This is a genomic window from Pseudomonas aphyarum, from assembly GCF_028657055.1.
In the GTDB taxonomy this organism is placed as follows: Bacteria; Pseudomonadota; Gammaproteobacteria; order Pseudomonadales; family Pseudomonadaceae; genus Aquipseudomonas; species Aquipseudomonas aphyarum.
Window position 1 is genome coordinate 15,006 of sequence record NZ_JAMDGS010000005.1, and the last position, 18,015, is coordinate 33,020.

12 protein-coding genes are annotated in these 18,015 nt (G+C 59.6%); 2 read left to right on the forward strand and 10 right to left on the reverse strand.

Annotated elements, in window-relative coordinates:
- Positions 1-13: 13 nt before the first annotated feature.
- Both M5G18_RS06960 and sohB read right to left on the reverse strand, forming a co-directional pair.
- A complete protein-coding gene (locus M5G18_RS06960; RefSeq protein WP_273897273.1) occupies positions 14-4,897 on the reverse strand; it encodes a dermonecrotic toxin domain-containing protein in 4,884 nt (1,627 codons plus the stop codon).
- 193 nt (positions 4,898-5,090) lie between these two features.
- Entirely contained in the window at positions 5,091-6,113 is a 1,023-nt protein-coding gene (sohB, locus tag M5G18_RS06965; RefSeq protein ID WP_085603233.1) for a protease SohB, read from the reverse strand.
- Between the two features lie 207 nt (positions 6,114-6,320).
- Here sohB and M5G18_RS06970 point away from each other — a divergent pair, with 207 nt between their 5' ends.
- Together M5G18_RS06970 and M5G18_RS06975 are read left to right on the forward strand one after the other, a co-directional pair.
- Entirely contained in the window at positions 6,321-7,031 is a 711-nt protein-coding gene (locus tag M5G18_RS06970) for a histidine phosphatase family protein (RefSeq protein WP_007959503.1), read from the forward strand.
- Positions 7,032-7,079: 48 nt separating this feature from the next.
- Positions 7,080-7,397 (forward strand): SCP2 sterol-binding domain-containing protein, encoded by a 318-nt coding sequence (locus M5G18_RS06975; protein WP_085730743.1) that lies wholly within the window; start codon positions 7,080-7,082, stop codon positions 7,395-7,397.
- Between the two features lie 74 nt (positions 7,398-7,471).
- On the opposite strand, the gene M5G18_RS06980 is transcribed toward M5G18_RS06975, so the two are convergent.
- The 8 genes from M5G18_RS06980 to M5G18_RS07015 all read right to left on the reverse strand — a co-directional run bounded on the left by M5G18_RS06980 (position 7,472) and on the right by M5G18_RS07015 (position 18,014).
- Positions 7,472-8,077: a hypothetical protein gene (locus tag M5G18_RS06980; RefSeq protein WP_273897277.1), complete on the reverse strand. Its 606-nt coding sequence runs from the start codon at positions 8,075-8,077 to the stop codon at positions 7,472-7,474.
- Positions 8,074-9,111 carry a hypothetical protein gene (locus M5G18_RS06985; RefSeq protein WP_273897279.1) on the reverse strand — a complete coding sequence of 346 codons (1,038 nt, stop codon included), beginning with the start codon at positions 9,109-9,111 and terminating at the stop codon, positions 8,074-8,076. The genes M5G18_RS06980 and M5G18_RS06985 overlap by 4 nt, the downstream gene beginning before the upstream one ends.
- 12 nt (positions 9,112-9,123) lie before the next feature.
- On the reverse strand, positions 9,124-9,651 hold the full coding sequence (locus M5G18_RS06990; protein WP_102687618.1) for a PAAR domain-containing protein: 528 nt from the start codon (positions 9,649-9,651) through the stop codon (positions 9,124-9,126).
- A 34-nt stretch (positions 9,652-9,685) separates the two neighbouring features.
- On the reverse strand, positions 9,686-11,320 hold the full coding sequence (locus M5G18_RS06995) for an ABC transporter ATP-binding protein (RefSeq protein WP_273897280.1): 1,635 nt from the start codon (positions 11,318-11,320) through the stop codon (positions 9,686-9,688).
- Position 11,321: 1 nt separating this feature from the next.
- Positions 11,322-12,344 (reverse strand): ABC transporter permease, encoded by a 1,023-nt coding sequence (locus M5G18_RS07000; protein WP_085646807.1) that lies wholly within the window; start codon positions 12,342-12,344, stop codon positions 11,322-11,324.
- Positions 12,344-13,408, reverse strand: a complete 1,065-nt coding sequence (locus M5G18_RS07005; RefSeq protein WP_039768842.1) for a microcin C ABC transporter permease YejB — start codon at positions 13,406-13,408, stop codon at positions 12,344-12,346. The genes M5G18_RS07000 and M5G18_RS07005 overlap by 1 nt, the downstream gene beginning before the upstream one ends.
- The gene (locus M5G18_RS07010) at positions 13,395-15,245 is read right to left on the reverse strand and encodes an extracellular solute-binding protein (protein WP_273897284.1); all 1,851 of its coding nucleotides are present in this window, start codon (positions 15,243-15,245) and stop codon (positions 13,395-13,397) included. The genes M5G18_RS07005 and M5G18_RS07010 overlap by 14 nt, the downstream gene beginning before the upstream one ends.
- A gap of 114 nt (positions 15,246-15,359) precedes the next feature.
- Positions 15,360-18,014 carry a TonB-dependent receptor gene (locus tag M5G18_RS07015; RefSeq protein WP_273897285.1) on the reverse strand — a complete coding sequence of 885 codons (2,655 nt, stop codon included), beginning with the start codon at positions 18,012-18,014 and terminating at the stop codon, positions 15,360-15,362.
- Position 18,015 lies beyond the last annotated feature (1 nt).

Below are 18,015 nucleotides of genomic sequence, written 5' to 3' on the forward strand. Positions count from 1 at the left end.
GGCTCGGGTCTGCTTATCCCGTTGTACCTGATCTTCCGATCCCCGACGTACCCGGCAAAGTCAGCCCTGGATGGCGAGCCAGCGCCGCATTGGTCAACTGTTTGCGCAGCTCCAGGCTTTCATTTCTGAAGTTGTCGATGATCGTCGCCATTTGCTGTGCGGCCGCTTCAAAAGGCAGATCGACTTGCGATTCCAGCAGCGAAAATGCCTGCGCACTGCGTTCCCGAACATCGGCAAAGGCGTCCTGGCGGCTTGTCAACAAATACTCGGCCCAAAACTCCTGCCGACTGATCGAATCTGACAATCGCGAGGTGTTTTCGGCCTTGACCACCTCCCGGTAAGCCTTGTCGATCTGTTCATCGGTGACTTCGGCATCCAGCTGCACGTTCAGCGCGGTGGGTTGCGCCGGCAGCTCCAGCCGCTCTGCCAGCCGAACCCGGTAAATCAGGTTGATATCCAGAGCCTGATGCAGACTCAACGATTCTGTCCGGGCGCGACGCCCGACTTCCAGCACCACCTGTTTTTCCAGCTCCTGCAACCGGAACAGTCCGCGCAACAAACGGATCAGGTCGCCTTCAAGCGCCTGGCTACCAGTGCGAGCCGCGGCTGCGGCCCTGAAGCACAGAACCCTGACCTCCACATCGCTGAATAACGCAGTCGCATTGGCGGCACTTGCGCGGCCCTCCCTCGCCATCCGAAAGAGCACACGGCGCAGCCTGTCATTTTCACTCGCGGCCACCAGAACATCCCAGACCCGCTGGCCAAGCTGAGTACGCGCGCGGGAATAGTCAGCCGTACCCCGCAATTGCATGAGCAAATCGAAAAATGCCCGTGAATCCGGATCAGCCGACAGCGATAACAAGACCTCGTTTGCCCGCCCTACCCGCACGGATGGCAACCCGCTGACCCAACCGGCCCCCCGTGCGTCAGCTGCCGGCCGCGCCGTGGCGATGTAGTCAGGGGTCATGACCCCCAGGCTGATGCCGTGCAATCGCTGATAGTCGGCGATTGCCTGGAGGCTGGTCACGGACAAAGGATTGCCATCGATATGGGTGCCACGATTGAGCACTGCACGTGACTTGAACACGGACGCCGGGACTTCCACGATTCTGTTGTTGCGCAGATCCAGGGTTTGCAGGTGGGTGAGCCCATTGATGTCGGTCGGCCACTGACTGATTCCCGTGTCGTGCAAGTCCAGATGGCGCAACTTGCGCATCGCGCCGACAGCAGGCGCCTGGCCTAACGCTTTGTTCAGGCTCAGATCCAGTGAACGCAGATGCGCTTTGTCGCTTAACGCCTGCGCAGATTGCTCGTTCAGGTGAATCTGGTTGCTACTCAGATCCAGTCCGGTGAGGCCCGGCATGTCTGCAATCGCCTGAGGAATACGCGTCAGCGCGTTGCCCGACAGATCCAGCACTCGCAGGCGTGTGAAATTGCGCAGAAAGGCATTCAGACCCGAACTCGCCCCCACACCACTCATTCGCAACGCCGTCACATGAGCAAAGTCGCCGATCACCACAGGCAGTTCGCCCAGCGGTACCGAATCGAAAGTCAGGTTGTATAGGCGCTGACCGTAAGAAGCAGGTATCTGACTTTCCTTGCGCCATGCACGCAGAATGGCCCGCGCCGCCCGTTTCTTGCTTTGATAAGGCACTTTGAGCCTGTCACCCTGGCTATCGTGGTACCAGCTATCGCGATGGACCCAGCGCTCCAGCGTGCCAAGGATCGTCCGTAACTCCTGACGCATGACTTCAAGCTTTCGGATCGCCAGAACTTCATCAGTCCCCAGCGACGACACAAAGCTTTCAATCTGCGATGTCGAATGCGAGGGATATAACTGGCGAGCACGGCGCATCAACACCGGTGACTTGCGAGGCACCGGATTCGGGACCGGGGTCGACCCGGTCTGCATGGCCGATTGCTCGACCTGCCGGTCTGCCAGGCCCATGGGGGATCGGTAGTCAGGATGCGGGGCCTCGAGACCGAGCACCTTGGCGAAGGCCTCGCGTCGCTGGTGTGCCAACGCGGTGAGTTTTCCCCGCAATCCCTTCCCATCCAGATCCGCGTCCACGCCAATGGCTTTGCGGCTGTGCGCCGGAAGGCTTTGCCACAACGCCTGGAAAAAACTCTCCCGGGTACGTGACGGCTGACTGGAAACAACGACGTTTTGTAAACCCAGGCCCTGATAGCGTTCGGCATAAGCTTCGAGCAACACCTGATGTACCGCGCCGTCAGGACCGACAGTGGCGCGCTGATCGGCATACACCCCCCAATCGATAATTTCGATGAACACATCACCAGGCCATCCGGGCAGATGCGTCAAAGTGTCGAGCACCAGCATGTCCGCATCACGCCCGCTCGCCGCGTCCAGGTACAAACCCTCGTATGCGCGATTCAGGCGCTGGAGCTGCCGATAACGTCGCGCCTCTTCCGCCAGACGCAGCGGTACGGTATCGGCATCCAGCTGCTCCCACTCATGCACATCGGCATGTTGCGCCAACTCGTCGGCGACACTGGCCGACAGCCCGGGGAATGCGTTGATGATCGGCTCCCCCCTGGATAACTCGCAGACATCGGCACGCCGAAACAACCGATCCATCATCGCCATGCGCATGCGTGGCGCCAGCGCGGCAATGTGCTTGCCCAGCAGCATGCTCTGATTTGTCGGTTCCACACTGGCCGAACCCAGCAAATGTGAACGCTCACGGACGCTGAGTGCTGCCAGCAGCGGCGGATAAAACTGCCCCTTGACCAACAGGTCCTCATTGATTTTCACCTCACGGGTTCCCTTGGTTCCGCCATAGCGTGTCACTTCGTTCGCGGTGATATCCGTGACGACAATCGCCATGTCCTGCGGCCAGCGCCCTGCCCCCGTCAACAAGTACAACTGCAGATCGGCGTCGGCCTGCGGCGCAGAGGCGGGAACGGCTATCTGCTCCATGAACACCGTGACATCGCTATCCGCGCAAAAACGTCTGGCCGTATCCGTCAGTACCGCCATTGGCTTTGCGCGCTCGACAAACAACTGGCGCATGGCGGTCTCGTTGGTAGCAGTGGCTGCGATGACTTGCAGGGCGCGAGTATCTGAAATCTTCTCCTTACGAAATCCCAGGCGACGGAACAGCGTCAGCGAGTCCCACTCGTGAGGCAATTCCGAATCGTGCCGCCAGGCGCCCGCACCATTGGTCTCAAACAACGGGGAATAGCGTTTGGGCAAGGGCGGGGTGTGCACCTCCCACAAACTGGTGCCACATAATGGACGCACCACATATGTCTCAGGCCCCAGAGGCAGATAACCATCGGAGCCACGCCAGACCAGCCCTTGCGCGTCAGCCGCCAGACTGCTCGGCAATGATTGCTGCTGGCGATAGGCAGCCATGTCCGGATTCCACAGGCGATACGACTGGTTGCCAACCGGCACACTCTGTAGTCCCTGAATGAAACTCGACGAGCGCACCGCTCTGTAGGCCTTGCCTGCGGCAGCAGTACCGGCAGCAAACCCCGCCATCAGGATCAGATTTTCAAGGGTGTCGAACAGACAATCGGCGGCATGCTCCTGATCGCCGTGAACCCAGTTATCGATCCCCTCATAAATCTCGCCCAGCAACTGCAGCCCGGCGACGGCGCACATGACTTCACCCAGGACCGGCACGAAAGAAACAAAGAACAACACTGTGTTCAGTCCAATGGCTTTATAAGTGTCCAGTCTCGCGAGACGGGTTTTCTCATCTTCATCGTCGGTGGGTACCACCAACAGACGTGTATCTGCCCGAGCCTGCGCTGCGCGATGGTGGAAGATCTCGATAAACATGTTCTGTTCTGCGTCGCCCTCAAGATCAATGCCTGTCAGAGGAAGATAAGTCGCACTGACGGGAAACTGATTCGGCCGGGCGTTCAACAACCGCACATCCAGACCAGTGAGGAAGAGCGAACGATCCTTCATCGTAATGAACCGCATGAAGAAAGCGCGAAACTCGGGGTCGCGCAATCGCCCGCTCAACTCGAGTTCGAATTTCTGGAACGTGGGATATTCCTTGAGAGGATGTTCAGGATCGCCGGGCAGGTAGATCACGCAACGATAATCGTCGCTCGGTTGCTCGCTGACCGCGCCGATGAACATCGGCCCCCGGAGTTGCACCCCGAGCATTTCAAGACTTTGATAACCGAGGGTGTTATTTCCCAGTTTGATTGAAGACTCCGAGTTTTTGACCGACTCGAGCATCTTGTAGACATCTGGACCAATGTGGCCACGCAGATAGGCAATATGCCGATCCACATCAAATTGATCCCTTGAATACGCGACGGAAGCTTTCTGCAGACTTGTAACTTGACCGTCGCTGCCGAAAATGGCTTCCACGTGTTTTTGATATTGTTTGCCGAGATCCAGATAGCGACATAACCGGGCGAACTCATGAGGTTGTATTGCCAACACCCGGCTGGCGCGCCCCGTCACGCGTTGCGGAATGTATAACAACGATCTCTCGTGATAATTGCCGGCCAGAGTTTCCGACAGTTCGAAGTTTTCACAAGCGGCCGTGAGCAGATCCCGATCAATCGGCAGTACCAGTTTCTTGCGCAGGCCGAGCAGGCTCGATGTGGAGCGCACATGCTGAAAAACCGCCCCATCGACTTCAAAAGGTTCGCCCAGTTTTTCAGCCATCGCGTTGGCCAGCAGTGGCGTACAAAAGCTTTGCGGGGATTTCAGTGCGCGCAATTGCTCCAGCGCGGCATGACGCGATTTGAAACTGACTTTCAAACTTTCATAGAGATCATTGCGAGAGGACTCCGAAGACTCAAGCAACCAGGAGGGCATCTGTTTTTTATACAGATCAAAAAAGACACCCTGTTGTGCAGGTGTCATGACGGGCAAACTTGACTTGTTTTTTTCAACATCCACGTTTAACAACTTTTTTCTGAAATGGACAATCAGAATAAAGTTGAAAGAGCGTATGAAACAGCGCGATTAGTTGATGAATTCCTTGCTAAAACAGCAACAGTATTAAACTTTAAAACATCTATATACCGCACTTTCCCCTGATAAAAATGCATCACGCTCGTGGGCGAAAACCTCACGAACGTGATGCACGTACTTACCAGAAGCGTTGCTGCGTCAGCCGGCTCCACCAGCTCAGCAACACGCGATCCACCGAGCCGCTGGCCGCCATGCCGATGCGCTCCTGCAGGCTTTTGCGTTCGGCGTAGTGCAGGTGATAGACCTCGGACTGCTTGGCGCGCTCGGCCAGGTATTCGTCGCTGGTCTTGAGTTCGTCGACCAGTTGTTTGTCCAGTGCCGCGATGCCGAGCCAGACTTCGCCGGTGGCGACCTCGTCGATCGCCAGTTGTGGGCGATAACGGGCAACGAAGTTCTTGAACAGTTGGTGAGTGATGTCCAGGTCCTCCTGGAATTTCTCCCGCCCCTTCTCGGTGTTTTCGCCGAACACGGTCAGGGTGCGTTTGTATTCGCCGGCGGTCAGAACTTCGAAATCGATGTCGTGCTTTTTCAGCAGGCGGTTGACGTTGGGCAACTGCGCCACTACACCGATGGAGCCAAGAATGGCGAACGGCGCGCTGATGATCTTCTCGCCGATGCACGCCATCATGTAGCCGCCGCTGGCTGCGACCTTGTCGATGCACACGGTCAACGGCACGCCGGCTTCACGAACGCGCGCCAGTTGCGACGAGGCCAGACCGTAGCTGTGGACCATGCCGCCGCCGCTTTCCAGACGCAGAACCACTTCGTCCTTCGGCGTGGCCAGGGTCAGCAGCGCGGTGATTTCGTGGCGCAGGCTTTCAGTGGCCGAGGCCTTGATGTCGCCGTCGAAGTCCAGCACGAACACCCGCGGTTTGGCGTCGGGTTTCTTCTTCTGTTTCTTCTCGGATTTGGCCTGGCCCTTGCGCAAGGCCTTGAGCTGATCCTTGTCGAGCAGGGTCTGCTCCAGCCGCTCACGCAGGCCTTTATAGAAATCGTTGAGCTTGCTGACCTGCAACTGGCCGGCGGATTTGCGTCGGCCCTTGCTGCGCAACGCAGCGAAACTCGCCAGCACCACCAGAATGGCGATGACCAGCGTCACGGTCTTGGCCAGGAAACTGGCGTATTCAGTGAAAAACTCCACAGTGACTCCTTCAAACGATGCACGGTCGTGAAACACGCGCGGGAATTGGTTCCAGCATACCCATGCACCGGCCGGTCGGCCAGCCGTGAAACCTCTGGCAACAAGGCTGGAACGGGCATTTCAAACAAGCGTATGTTTTTTCATTGACAGCTCACCGTCATCCCCATAACCTCGCCACAACCTTCAACGTACCGGGATGACGCGGACGTGGGCAGCATCTACTTGATTCGACATGGCCAGGCCTCCTTTGGTGCAGACGACTATGACGTCCTGTCGCCGACCGGTGTACGCCAGGCAGAAATCCTCGGCCGTCACCTCGCCGAACTCGGAATCAGCTTCGACCGCTGCCTGTCGGGCGACCTGCGCCGCCAGCAACACACGGCCAACAGCGCGCTGGAACAGTTCGCCGCCGTCGGCCTGCCGGTTCCGGCACTGGAAATCGATTCGGCGTTCAACGAATTCGACGCCGACGCCGTGATCCGCGCCCTGCTCCCGGCCATGTTGCCGGAAGAGCCCGAAGCCCTGGAAATCCTGCGCAACGCCGCGCAAAACCGTGGCGAGTTCCAGCGCATCTTCGCCCTGATCATCGAACGCTGGCTTGCCGGCACCTACGACACACCGGGTCTGGAAAGCTGGCTGGGTTTCGTCGAACGGGTACAGGCCGGGCTGCAGCGGATTCTCGAACAGGCCGACAACACCCAGAAAATTGCGGTGTTCACCTCCGGTGGCACGATCACCGCCCTGCTCCACCTCATTACTCAAATGCCTGCCCGGCAGGCGTTTGAACTGAACTGGCAAATCGTCAACACCTCGCTCAACCAGCTGAAGTTCCGCGGTCGCGAGGTGGCTCTGGCTTCCTTCAACAGTCATGCACACCTGCAGCTGCTGAAGGCCCCGGAACTCATCACGTTTCGCTGAGTCCGGATTACTGTGACCCTGCTGCAATCAACCAAAAAGGATCGAACCATGACCTCCGTAGCTGATGCCGTAAAAGCAATGCAAGCCAAGTTCAACCCAGCCGCCGCTGCCGGTCTGGATCTGATCTTCGGTTTCAACATCACTGACGAAGACAAGCACTATGCCCTGATCGTCAAAGACGGCACCTGCGATATCCAGGAAGGCGAAAACGCCGATGCCAACTGCACGCTGGTGCTGGACAGCGAAACCCTCAAAGGTATCGTCAGCGGCGAAACCGACGGCATGCAGGCTTTCATGGGCGGCAAGCTGCGCGTTGAAGGCGACATGATGCTGTCGATGAAGCTGTCCGAGCTGTTCCCGGCATAAACGCCCGGACGCAATTCACGAATCCCGCCTCTGGCGGGATTCGTGCTTTCAGAGGCCGATGATTTCTCCAACCTTCAACGTGTTGAACCCGGCGCTCTTTCCAGCTCTCGCTGAACATCTCGAAACGCAATGGCTGCTTCACTTCCTTCAGCCAGATGCTCAGCCATCGACCCAGTCAGCATCTTTTTGTCGTTGACATCCCAGTCAATCGTGATGACAAACGTGTCGCCCCCCACAGTCACGAACAACCAATAAGAGTCCACAGGTCTGTCCGGTTCGGAGAACGCGCTGTAGGCATATCGGATCTGGCGACGAAGATCCGGCGTATCGAGAACCAGCCCCTCTGTATCCACCTTCGGATAACGCTCCTCCATCGCAACCAGCACTTTGGTCAGAAACTCGTCATTCGAAATGCCCCTCAACGGATCAGGACTGTTGCGCAGCATGGTGACAGGACTCTGTGCGGAAGGCGTCCCCATCAAACGCGGTCGATACATTCCCGAGCTGAACCATCGAGTCGCGTCAAAGCGCGTTTCTTCAGGGCTCCAGTCGCCGTAATACATCATTACCCTGGCGGACATTTGATCTTCCTTGCTGTAATAAAAAAATACCGTAGTGATGAACACCGCCAGCAAGATGAGCAGGAGGCTGTTCTTTCTCGATAGACGCAGCATGCTCATGCGGGTCTGTATTCAAGAAGGTGAGCGGGCACACCCGTGGGGGTATCCCCGGAACGGACATCACGATGCGCACCCAACGCATCCAGCGGATAACCCACGGTTTTCTCGTGAAAACTGCGGCTGTCCTCATGTGCTACCAACTTGCGCTCCTCATCAGTAACCGTTGAAAGGGGTTTTTGCGGAGCCTTTTCATCTGGAAGCTCAGCCGTCGGGTTCTTCGCTGTCTTGCGGTGTTCTGCAAGCTTTCGTTGATACTCGATATTCTTGCTGGTGTAGCTTTCCATTGCCTCCCTGTCGGAGACCATCCGCTGACGCGTGCCGGGCACCGATTGCCGCTCCGCGTTGGTGCCGTAAGTCGTGTCGTAATTGCTGCGTCGCGGAAACGCCATGACGGTTGTCCGGGTGGCGTTAGCCATGATCTGCGCGAGGCTGAGTTCATAGTGAGGGTCTTCGCCCTCGAGCACCCAACGCTCGGCGTTGATGCCCAGCCCGGTGCGACAGGCATAAGAGTGAATCTTTGCACCGTATGCAAACGCTTCCGGCTTGAACATTTTTGCCTGGGCATCACGCAATCGGTAACTTTCACGCTTATCCAGCTCGTATCCCAGCTCGATTGCACCCACTACGCCATGGGAGAAAAAATCCAGCTGTTTGATTTCTCTGCCGCGACGTTGCCGGGTGAAGATGAAATCCACCAGGCCGGATATTGAATCCAGTTCCCGGTATTGCGCGCCATGATCGCGCTCGACTACCAGCTTCAACGCCGCCAGCAGGTTTTGCGGGTAGTCATCCTTGAAAATCAGAAAGACGCGCTGTTTCGAAAAGCTTGGTGTGCCTTCGGGGTACTTCGTCAGTTGTCGGATGCCTTGATTGATGAAGCGCATTTTATTGCCCTTCTGCCCGCGCCAGTTTTCTATCGTCGACATGTAGGAAGCCCCCACCACCGTCACATAGTCCTGGGCCAGCGTTCCCGTGACCTGAGTCGTCGCATGCTGCTCAGTGGTCTGGGCCTGTTTCTTCTTTGGTGCAGCCACGCGTCACCCTCCTTAATAGTCGATGCCCAGGGCATCCAGATGGGCGGCCGCTTCCTTGCCCCACTGAACAACAATGGACGTCGGATCGGCAGTGAATACCCTCGCAGCGTTGCCATGGTTGTCGGTATGGCCGACCAGGCGCTGTCCATCGCCGGTTTCGATGCAATAGAGCATGTCGGGAATTGCTTCGCCGGTGGTTTCGTCCACCAGCTGGAAGCGTTCACTGTGTTTTGGCACGGTGACAATCGGGCTGAAAGGCGCGGAACCGACCTGTGTGCCGACAAAAACGTCGCCGGAGCCGGTAATGATCATTCCGCCATGGGCAGTGGCGCTGCCGAGGAAGGCGATTGGCTTGCCGTTGATCAGGATGTTGCCGATGCCCTCGGTGACCGAATCACCGCAGGCGGTGGTGTCGCCGACTCGCAGCACGGGCATGCCATTGATGTTCACATTGGGTGAACCGCTGGTGCTGGGGTTGGTACCGTGTCCAGTGATCGGGCAGGCATTGAGGTCGCTGAGGCGCGCGGCAGGTTTTGCCATCGTCTACATCCTTGTATGAGCGGAGCCGGGAAATTTACCGGATCTGCCCTGCGGGTGAAAGGCTGGCCTCCTGCCTGCCCGTCTCTGCCGTGACCGGTGTCACAAACGATGCCGCCAGCAGCTCCCGCGTATACGGGTGTCGGGCCGAATGGAACAACCCGGCCGTTTCACCACGCTCCACCACCTCGCCATCCTTCATCACGATCAGATCGTGGGCCAGCGCCCGCACCACCGCCAGGTCATGGCTGATGAACAGATAAGTCAGCCCGTGCTCCTCCTGCAATCGACGCAACAACGCGACGATCTGTTTTTGCACCGTACGATCCAGCGCCGACGTCGGCTCATCGAGCAGGATCAGATCCGGCTTGAGCACCAGCGCACGAGCGATGGCGATGCGTTGCCGTTGCCCGCCAGAAAACTCGTGGGGATAGCGATGACGCGTCGCCGGGTCGAGCCCGACTTCCTTCAATACGTCGATCACCGCCTGTTCGCGCGCCTGCGCATTCAAGTCACTGTGCACCTGCAAACCTTCGGCAATGATCTGCTCCACGCACAAGCGCGGGCTGAGGCTGCCGAACGGATCTTGAAACACCACTTGCAGGCGTTTGCGCAGCGGACGCAATTGTTTGCCGCTCAGTTGCTCAAGCGCCTCACCCTTGAAGCGGATACTGCCCTCGGCGTCGATCAGCCGCAGGATCGCCTGACCCAGCGTTGATTTACCCGATCCCGACTCACCGACAATGCCCAGCGTCTTGCCCCGCTGCAGGTTCAGATCGATGCCATTGACCGCGTGCAGATACGACTTGGCCCGCAACCATCCGCCTCCCAGCGGAAAACGCACATTCAGATTGCGAACCTCGAGCAAATCCTCCGCCGCATCACGGCACAGCGCCGCACCGCCGGGTTCGGCGTTGAGCAATTCGATGCTGTAGGGATGCTGCGGCGCGCGGAACAATTGCTCGCAGCTTGCCTGTTCGACGATTTCGCCCGCGCGCATCACCGCCACTCGCTGGGCGATGGTGCGCACCAGATTCAAGTCGTGACTGATGATCAGCAGCGCCATGCCCAGTCGCTGTTGCAGCTCCTTGAGCAGCAAAAGAATCTTGCGTTGTACCGTGACGTCGAGGGCCGTGGTCGGCTCATCGGCGATCAGCAACTGCGGTTCACACGCCAGCGCCATGGCAATCATCACCCGCTGCCGTTGCCCACCGGAGAGCTGATGCGGATACGCCTTCAGCCGCTCGCGCGGACGCTGAATGCCCACCAGTTCCAGCAGTTCCAGAATCCGCTTGCGCGCCGCCGCGCCCGCCAGGCCTTTGTGCAGCGCCAGGCTTTCGCCGAGTTGCCGCTCGATGCTGTGCAACGGGTTGAGCGAGCTCATCGGCTCCTGAAAAATCATCGCGATGCGGTTGCCGCGCAGTTGCCGCAGATAGCGCTCGTGTACACCCAGCAACTCTTCGCCGCCGTAACGGATGCTGCCGTCGATCTGCGTGATGTTCGGGTCCAGCAGTTGCAGGATGCTGTGGGCCGTCACCGACTTGCCGGAGCCCGACTCGCCCACCAGCGCCAGGCACTCACCCGGGCAAATGTCGAGGTCGATGCCGTGCACCACTTCCTGCCCCTTGAACGCCACCCGCAGGTCACGTATTTCGATCAGATGTTCACGCATATCAAGTCCTGGGGTCGAAGGCATCTCGGCAGGCTTCGCCGATGAATACGAGTAAAGAAAGAATCAGCGCCAGGGCAAAAAATGCCGTCAGCCCCAACCACGGTGCTTGCAGATTGTTCTTGCCCTGACCGATCAACTCGCCCAGCGAAGCGCTGCCGGCGGGCATGCCGAAGCCGAGAAAATCCAGCGCCGACAACGTCGCAATCGCTCCGGTCAGAATGAACGGCAGGTACGTCAGCGTCGCACTCATGGCATTGGGCAAAATGTGCCGCACGATCACCTGCGCATCGCCGACACCCAGCGCCCGCGCCGCTTTCACGTACTCGAGCCCCCGGCTGCGCAGGAACTCGGCGCGCACCACGTCCACCAGACTCAGCCAGGAAAACAGCGCCATGATCCCCAGCAACCACCAGAAATTCGGCTCGACGAAGCCTGACAGAATGATCAGCAGGTAAAGCACCGGCAGCCCCGACCACACTTCCAGCAAACGCTGCCCGAGCAAGTCGACCCAGCCGCCGTAATAGCCCTGCAAGGCACCGGCGGCGATACCGATCAACGCGCTCACCGCCGTCAACGCCAGGGCGAACAACAGCGAGACCCGCGTGCCGAATATCACCCGCGCCAGCACATCCCGCGCCTGATCGTCGGTGCCCAGCCAGTTTTCAGCGGTGGGCGGGCTCGGGGCCGGTTCGGTGAGGTCGTAGTTGGCCGTGTCGAAGCCGAACGGGATCGGCGCAAACCACATCCGTCCGCCCTGCCCCTCGATCAGTTCACGCACCTGGGCGCTGCGGTAGTCGGGCTGGAACGGGAGCTCACCGCCGAAATCCTGCTCGGTGTAGCGCTTGAACGCCGGGAAATACCACTCGCCCTGATACGTCACCAGCAACGGTTTGTCATTGGCGACCAGTTCACCGCCCAGGCTCAGGCCGAACAGCGCGAGAAACAGCCACAACGACCACCAGCCGCGCCGATGAGCCTTGAACCGCGCCCAACGGCGCTGTCCGATGGGAGAAAGCGTCGGCATCAGGCAGTCCTCGCGGTGAAGTCGATGCGCGGATCGACCAGCGTGTAACACAGGTCGCCCAGCAGTTTTATCAAGAGCCCGAACAGGGTGAAGATGAACAGCGAACCGAACACCACCGGGTAATCCCGAGACACCGCCGCTTCGTAGCTCAGTCGGCCGAGACCGTCGAGGGAGAAGATCACTTCGATCAAGAGCGAACCACCGAAAAACACCGTGACCAATGCCTGAGGCAATCCGGCCACCACCAGCAGCATCGCGTTGCGAAATACATGCCCGTACAGAACCTGTCGTTCACTCAGGCCCTTGGCCCGGGCCGTGACCACGTACAACCGCGAGATTTCGTTGAGAAAGCTGTTCTTGGTCAGGATCGTCAGCGTCGCGAATCCGCCGATCACCAGCGCACTGACCGGCAACACCAGATGCCAGAAGTAATCGGCGACCTTGCCCCACAGCGACAGCTCGGCGAAGTTGTCCGAGACCAGCCCGCGCACCGGAAACCAGTCCAGCGCCGTACCACCGGCGAACACCACGATCAGCAGCAGCGCAAAAAGAAAACCCGGCATCGCGTAGCCGATGATGATCGCCGCGCTGCTCCAGACATCGAACGCCGAGCCGTTGTGCACGGCCTTGCGAATGCCCAGCGGAATTGATACCAGATAAGTGATCAGCGTCGCCCACAATCCCAGCGACAAGGTCACCGGCAGCTTCTGCCAGATCAGTTCGGTCACCGTCGCGCCCCGGAAGAAACTCTTGCCGAAATCCAGTTGCGCGTAGCTCTTGAGCATCAGCCACAAGCGTTCGCCGGCGCTTTTGTCGAAGCCGTACTGGCGCTCGATCTCAGCCACCAGTTTCGGGTCCAGGCCACGGGTCGCGCGGGACTCGCCGCCAATGCTCTCGACATGACTGGCACCCACCGCCGCACCGACACCAATCCCCTGCAATCGGGCGATGGCCTGCTCGACCGGGCCACCGGGCGCGGCCTGCACGATGACAAAGTTCACCAGCAGAATCGCCAGCAAGGTCGGCACGATCAGCAGCAGACGCCGCAGGCTATAACCCCACATGGGCATACTCCTTTTGCTGTTGCTGCATTTGCGTCGAGGTCAGCGCGGTCGGACTGATTTCCCACCAGGTGTCGAGACCGGCGTCGTACAGCGGCGCAATCGCCGGGCGACCGAAACGGTTCCACCACACCGTGGAAATCCCCGGCGGGTAATAGTTGGGAATCCAGTAATAGCCCCACTGCAACACCCGATCCAGAGCATGGGCGTGGCGCAGCAGACTCTCGCGATTGTCGGCCTGGACCACGCCCTCCAGCAGCGCATCCACCGCCGGATCGCGCAGCACCATGTAGTTATTGGAGCCAGGATCATCGGCGCCGTCGGAACCGAAATAATTGAACAGCTCGCGCCCCGGCGCCTGACTCACCGGGTAACCGACGACGATCATGTCGTAGTCGCGGCTGCGCACGCGGTTGGTGTATTGCGCGGTGTCGACCTGACGAATATCGAAGCCGATGCCGATCTGCGCCAGATTGCGCTTGAACGGCAGCAGCAGACGCTCGAAGCCCTTCTGGCCGTTGAGAAAGGTGAATTGCAACGGCTCGCCGGCGGCATTCACCAATTGATCGCCACGGGGTTTCCAGCCAGCGGCCTCCAGCAATTTCAGCGCCTGCAACTGTTGCGCACGAATGTTGCCGCTGCCGTCGGTACGCGGCGCTTCGAATACCTGGCTGAAGACTTCATCGGGAATCTTGCCGCGCCACGGTTCGAGGATTTTCAGTTCTTCGGCATCCGGCAATTCGGTGGCGGACAACGCGCTGTGGGAAAAGAAGCTGCGCTGGCGCAGGTACATGCTGCGCATCATCTGCCGGTTGCTCCATTCGAAATCCCAGAGCATGGCGATCGCCTGCCGGACCCGACGATCCTGAAACACCGGCTTTTGCAAGTTGAACGCAAACCCCTGGGCGCCTTGCGCGGCCCCGGGTGCGAGGTGTTCGCGCAGCAACTTGCCCTGCTCCAGCGCCGCGCCGGCGTAACCGATGGTGTAACTGGTGGCGGAGAACTCGCGGTTGTAATCGAAGCCGCCGGCCTTGAGCACTTGTCGCGACACGTCGGTGTCGGCAAAGAACTCCACGCTCAACTGATCGAAGTTATAGAGCCCGCGAGTGATCGGCAGATCCCTGGCCCACCAGTCCTTGATCCGCTGGAATTTCACGCTGCGCCCGGCGTCCACCGCGCTGACCTTGTACGGCCCGCTGCCCGGCGGAATCTCGAAGCCTGCGCCATCGGCGAAATTGCGTGTACGCCACCAATGCTCGGGCAACACCGGCAACGTCGCCAGATCCAGCGGCAAGGTCCGACTCTCGTTATTCTTGAACACGAAACGCACCTGGGTCGGTGACTCGACCTGCACCTCGGCGACATCGCGAAACTGCTGGCGATACTTGAGGCTGCCCTGAGTGGTGAACAGCTCGAAGGTGTAGCGCACGTCTTCGGCAGTGATCGAAGTGCCGTCCTCGAACCGCGCCTTGGGGTTGAGGTAAAAGCGCAGCCAGCGCCGGTCCGAATCCAGTTCCATCCGTTGCGCGACCAGACCGTAGACGCTGTAGGGCTCGTCCTTGCTGCGATAGGCCAGCGGCGCATAGAGCCAGCCGTCGATGTCGGCAACGCCGGTGCCTTTGTCGATGTAGGGAATCAGGTGATCGAACGGGCCGCTCTCCAGCGAAGAACGGCGCAAAGTCCCCCCCTTGGGCGCGTCGGGGTTGGCGTAGGCCAGGTGCTGGAAGTCCGGGGCGTATTTCGGGGCTTCGCCGTAGACCGTGAGGGCGTGTTGTGGCGCCGCGAGCAGCGCCGGGCTCAGCAACAGACCGACGCTGAACAGAATGACTCTGGAAAACATGGGCAGATCCTTTCACCACGTGCCTGCCTGACTGTGATGTGCAACAGGCCGGGCCTTTTTATAGGGCGGGATTTAGAACGATGCGTTACTAAAACCCGCCCTGACCGATCTTTCTCAGAACTTGTAATTGACCCGCGTGTACAACGTGCGGCCAAACGGGTCGCCGTATTTCGGGTCGTAACCGCTCTGGAACGTGTAGGTCTGGTTGCTGAATGGCGGCTCACGGTCAAACAGGTTTTTCACCCCGAGCGTCACTGCCAGGGTCTTGCGCCAGGTGTAGGTGCCGGCCACGTCCCAGACGTTGTACGAACCGACGTAATCGTGAGTCTCGCGATCCGAGTCGTGGTAACCGCTGGTGTAGCGGTTGGTCAGGCTCGCGCCGAGCGGGCCGTAGTTCCAGCTGCCGGTCAGGCTGTGACGCCAGCGGGCCACGGCACCGGCCGAGGCAAAGTCGCCGCCGCGAAAATCGCCGAGCTTGTCGATGTAGTCGCCCTTGAGCTGCTGCTGATAGTCGTAGCGAGTGACGTAAGTGCCTTGCAGGCCGATGCCGAAATCGCCGTACGGTGTGCTCGGCAGGCGATAGTCGAAGCTCACGTCGACGCCGTTGGTCTTGATCTTGCCGAGGTTGGCGAGGCCCGTGACGATGTGATCGATGGAGCCATCAGGCTTGCGGATCAAACGCTCCGGGTACAGCTCCGGGTTCTCGAACACCGCCGATTCGGGGAACTCGGCGATCTGGTTGGCGATGTCGATCCACCAGAAATCCAGCCCGGTGGTCAGGCGATCGAACGGCTGATAAACGAAACCGAGGGTGACGTTGCGCGCAGTCTCCGGGCTCAGGTCCTGGTTACCACCGGTCCGGTTATAGAACTGCTGAGCGCAGTCTCGGTTGGCAATCCCGCCATTGCTCGGGTTGCCACCGGAACACAGTCGCGGGTCGTTGTAGTTGGCCACGGTGAACGAGGTGTAGTTCGGGTTGTACAACTCGTACAACGAAGGCGCGCGGAAGCCTTCACTGTAGGCGCCACGCACCACCAGTTCCTTGAACGGCTGGAAGCGGAACGAGTATTTCGGGTTGGTGGTGCTGCCGAAATCGCTGTATTTGTCGTGGCGCACAGCGGCGGACAGTTCCAGACTGTCGAGCACCGGCACATTGACCTCGGCGTATTGGGCCGAAACGCTGCGATCACCGGCGACGCTGGCATTGGGATCCACGCCCAGGCTCTGAACATCAGCCGCGAACTGGGCGAAATCCTGATGGAAGTCTTCCTTGCGGTATTCGCCGCCCAGGGCCAACGCCGACGGCCCGGCGCCGAACCAGTCGCCGATCTCGCGACTGATGCGCCCGTCAATCGCCTTGACCCGGCCCACCGCCGTCGAGTAATCGCCGTCCACTCCGTTGGCTGCCAGTAACGCCGAACCGGCAGCCGTTTGCGGGCCAAACGGGTTGATCACACCGTTGGCAATACCCTGGCTGACGGCGCGGTCGTTCACATAACCGCTGCGAATCGTGTTGACCACCTTGTTCTGGTTGTACGACGCGCCGAGGTTGTAATCCCACCCCACCAGCGTGCCGTCGAAGCTCAACAGCAGACGCTGGCCGGTGTTGTCATCTTCATGCTGACGGGCACCGACGGCGGTTTCACGCCAGTTCACGTCCACCGGTTGCGTCGGATCCAGAGCAAAACCGCTTGGGCCAGGCGTGATGCCATTACCGGGATAGAACGGGGTGCCAGGATTGACCTGATTGCCTATCAGAGTGCCGGGGCCGATCTGCGTCCGGTTTTCGTTGCGGGCCCAGAAGTATTCGAGGCTGACGTTGTGATCGTCCGACAGCTTTCCGGTTGCCTTGGCGAAGGCCGAGGTCTTTTCGGTTTCCGGCACCAGATCGAGGTAGTTCCACAGGCTCTGGCGGCAGATCCCGTTGCGTGACAGCAGCCCCGGCGCATTGCAGCCGGAACCGGCCAACGGGTTGGTGGCGTTGCTGCCCTGGCTCCAGTTGGCGGGCGATGCCGTGCCGGAGGTGTAATCGAGGCCGCGCCCCGGCTGGTAGTTATAGGTGTAACCACGATCGTCGGCGGCCAGGCGATTCTGCTTGTCGTAGCTCACCACGCCGAAAACGTTGAAGCGATCGTCCTGCAAATCACCGAAACCCCAACTGCCGCTGAAGTTGCGGCTTTCACCGCCACCGGAATGGGTCGGCGTGTCGTAATTGGTACTGATCTGACCGTCGGTGAGGCTGGTCTTGGTGATGAAGTTGATCACCCCGCCAATGGCATCGGTGCCGTACAGCGCCGAGGCGCCATCGCGCAGCACTTCAACCCGGTCGATAGCGGCGAAAGGGATGGTGTTGAGGTCGACGCCGGAGCCATTGATCGCGTTGGTCGCGTTGTTGCTCAGGCGCCGGCCGTTGAGCAGCACCAAAGTCTTGTTCGGGCCAATGCCTCGCAGGTCAGCGTAAGACGCCCCGCCACTGCTCGACCCCACCGAGCGCCCGGAGCCCACCGAAGACTGGTTGGCCGAGATGCGGTTGACCAGCTCTTCAGTAGTGGTCACGCCCTGCTTCTGCAACTCCTCGACCCGCAGGATGGTGACCGGTACGGCGGTTTCGGCATCGACCCGGCGAATCGCGGTGCCGGTGACTTCGACCCGTTGCAGTTGGGTGGTCGGCTCGTTTGCCGTGCTGTCGGCAGCGATGGCCGGCAACGTGTTGATCGCCAGCAGCAAGGCCAGGCTCAAAGGGGATTTAACGGGTGAAAAATGGATCATG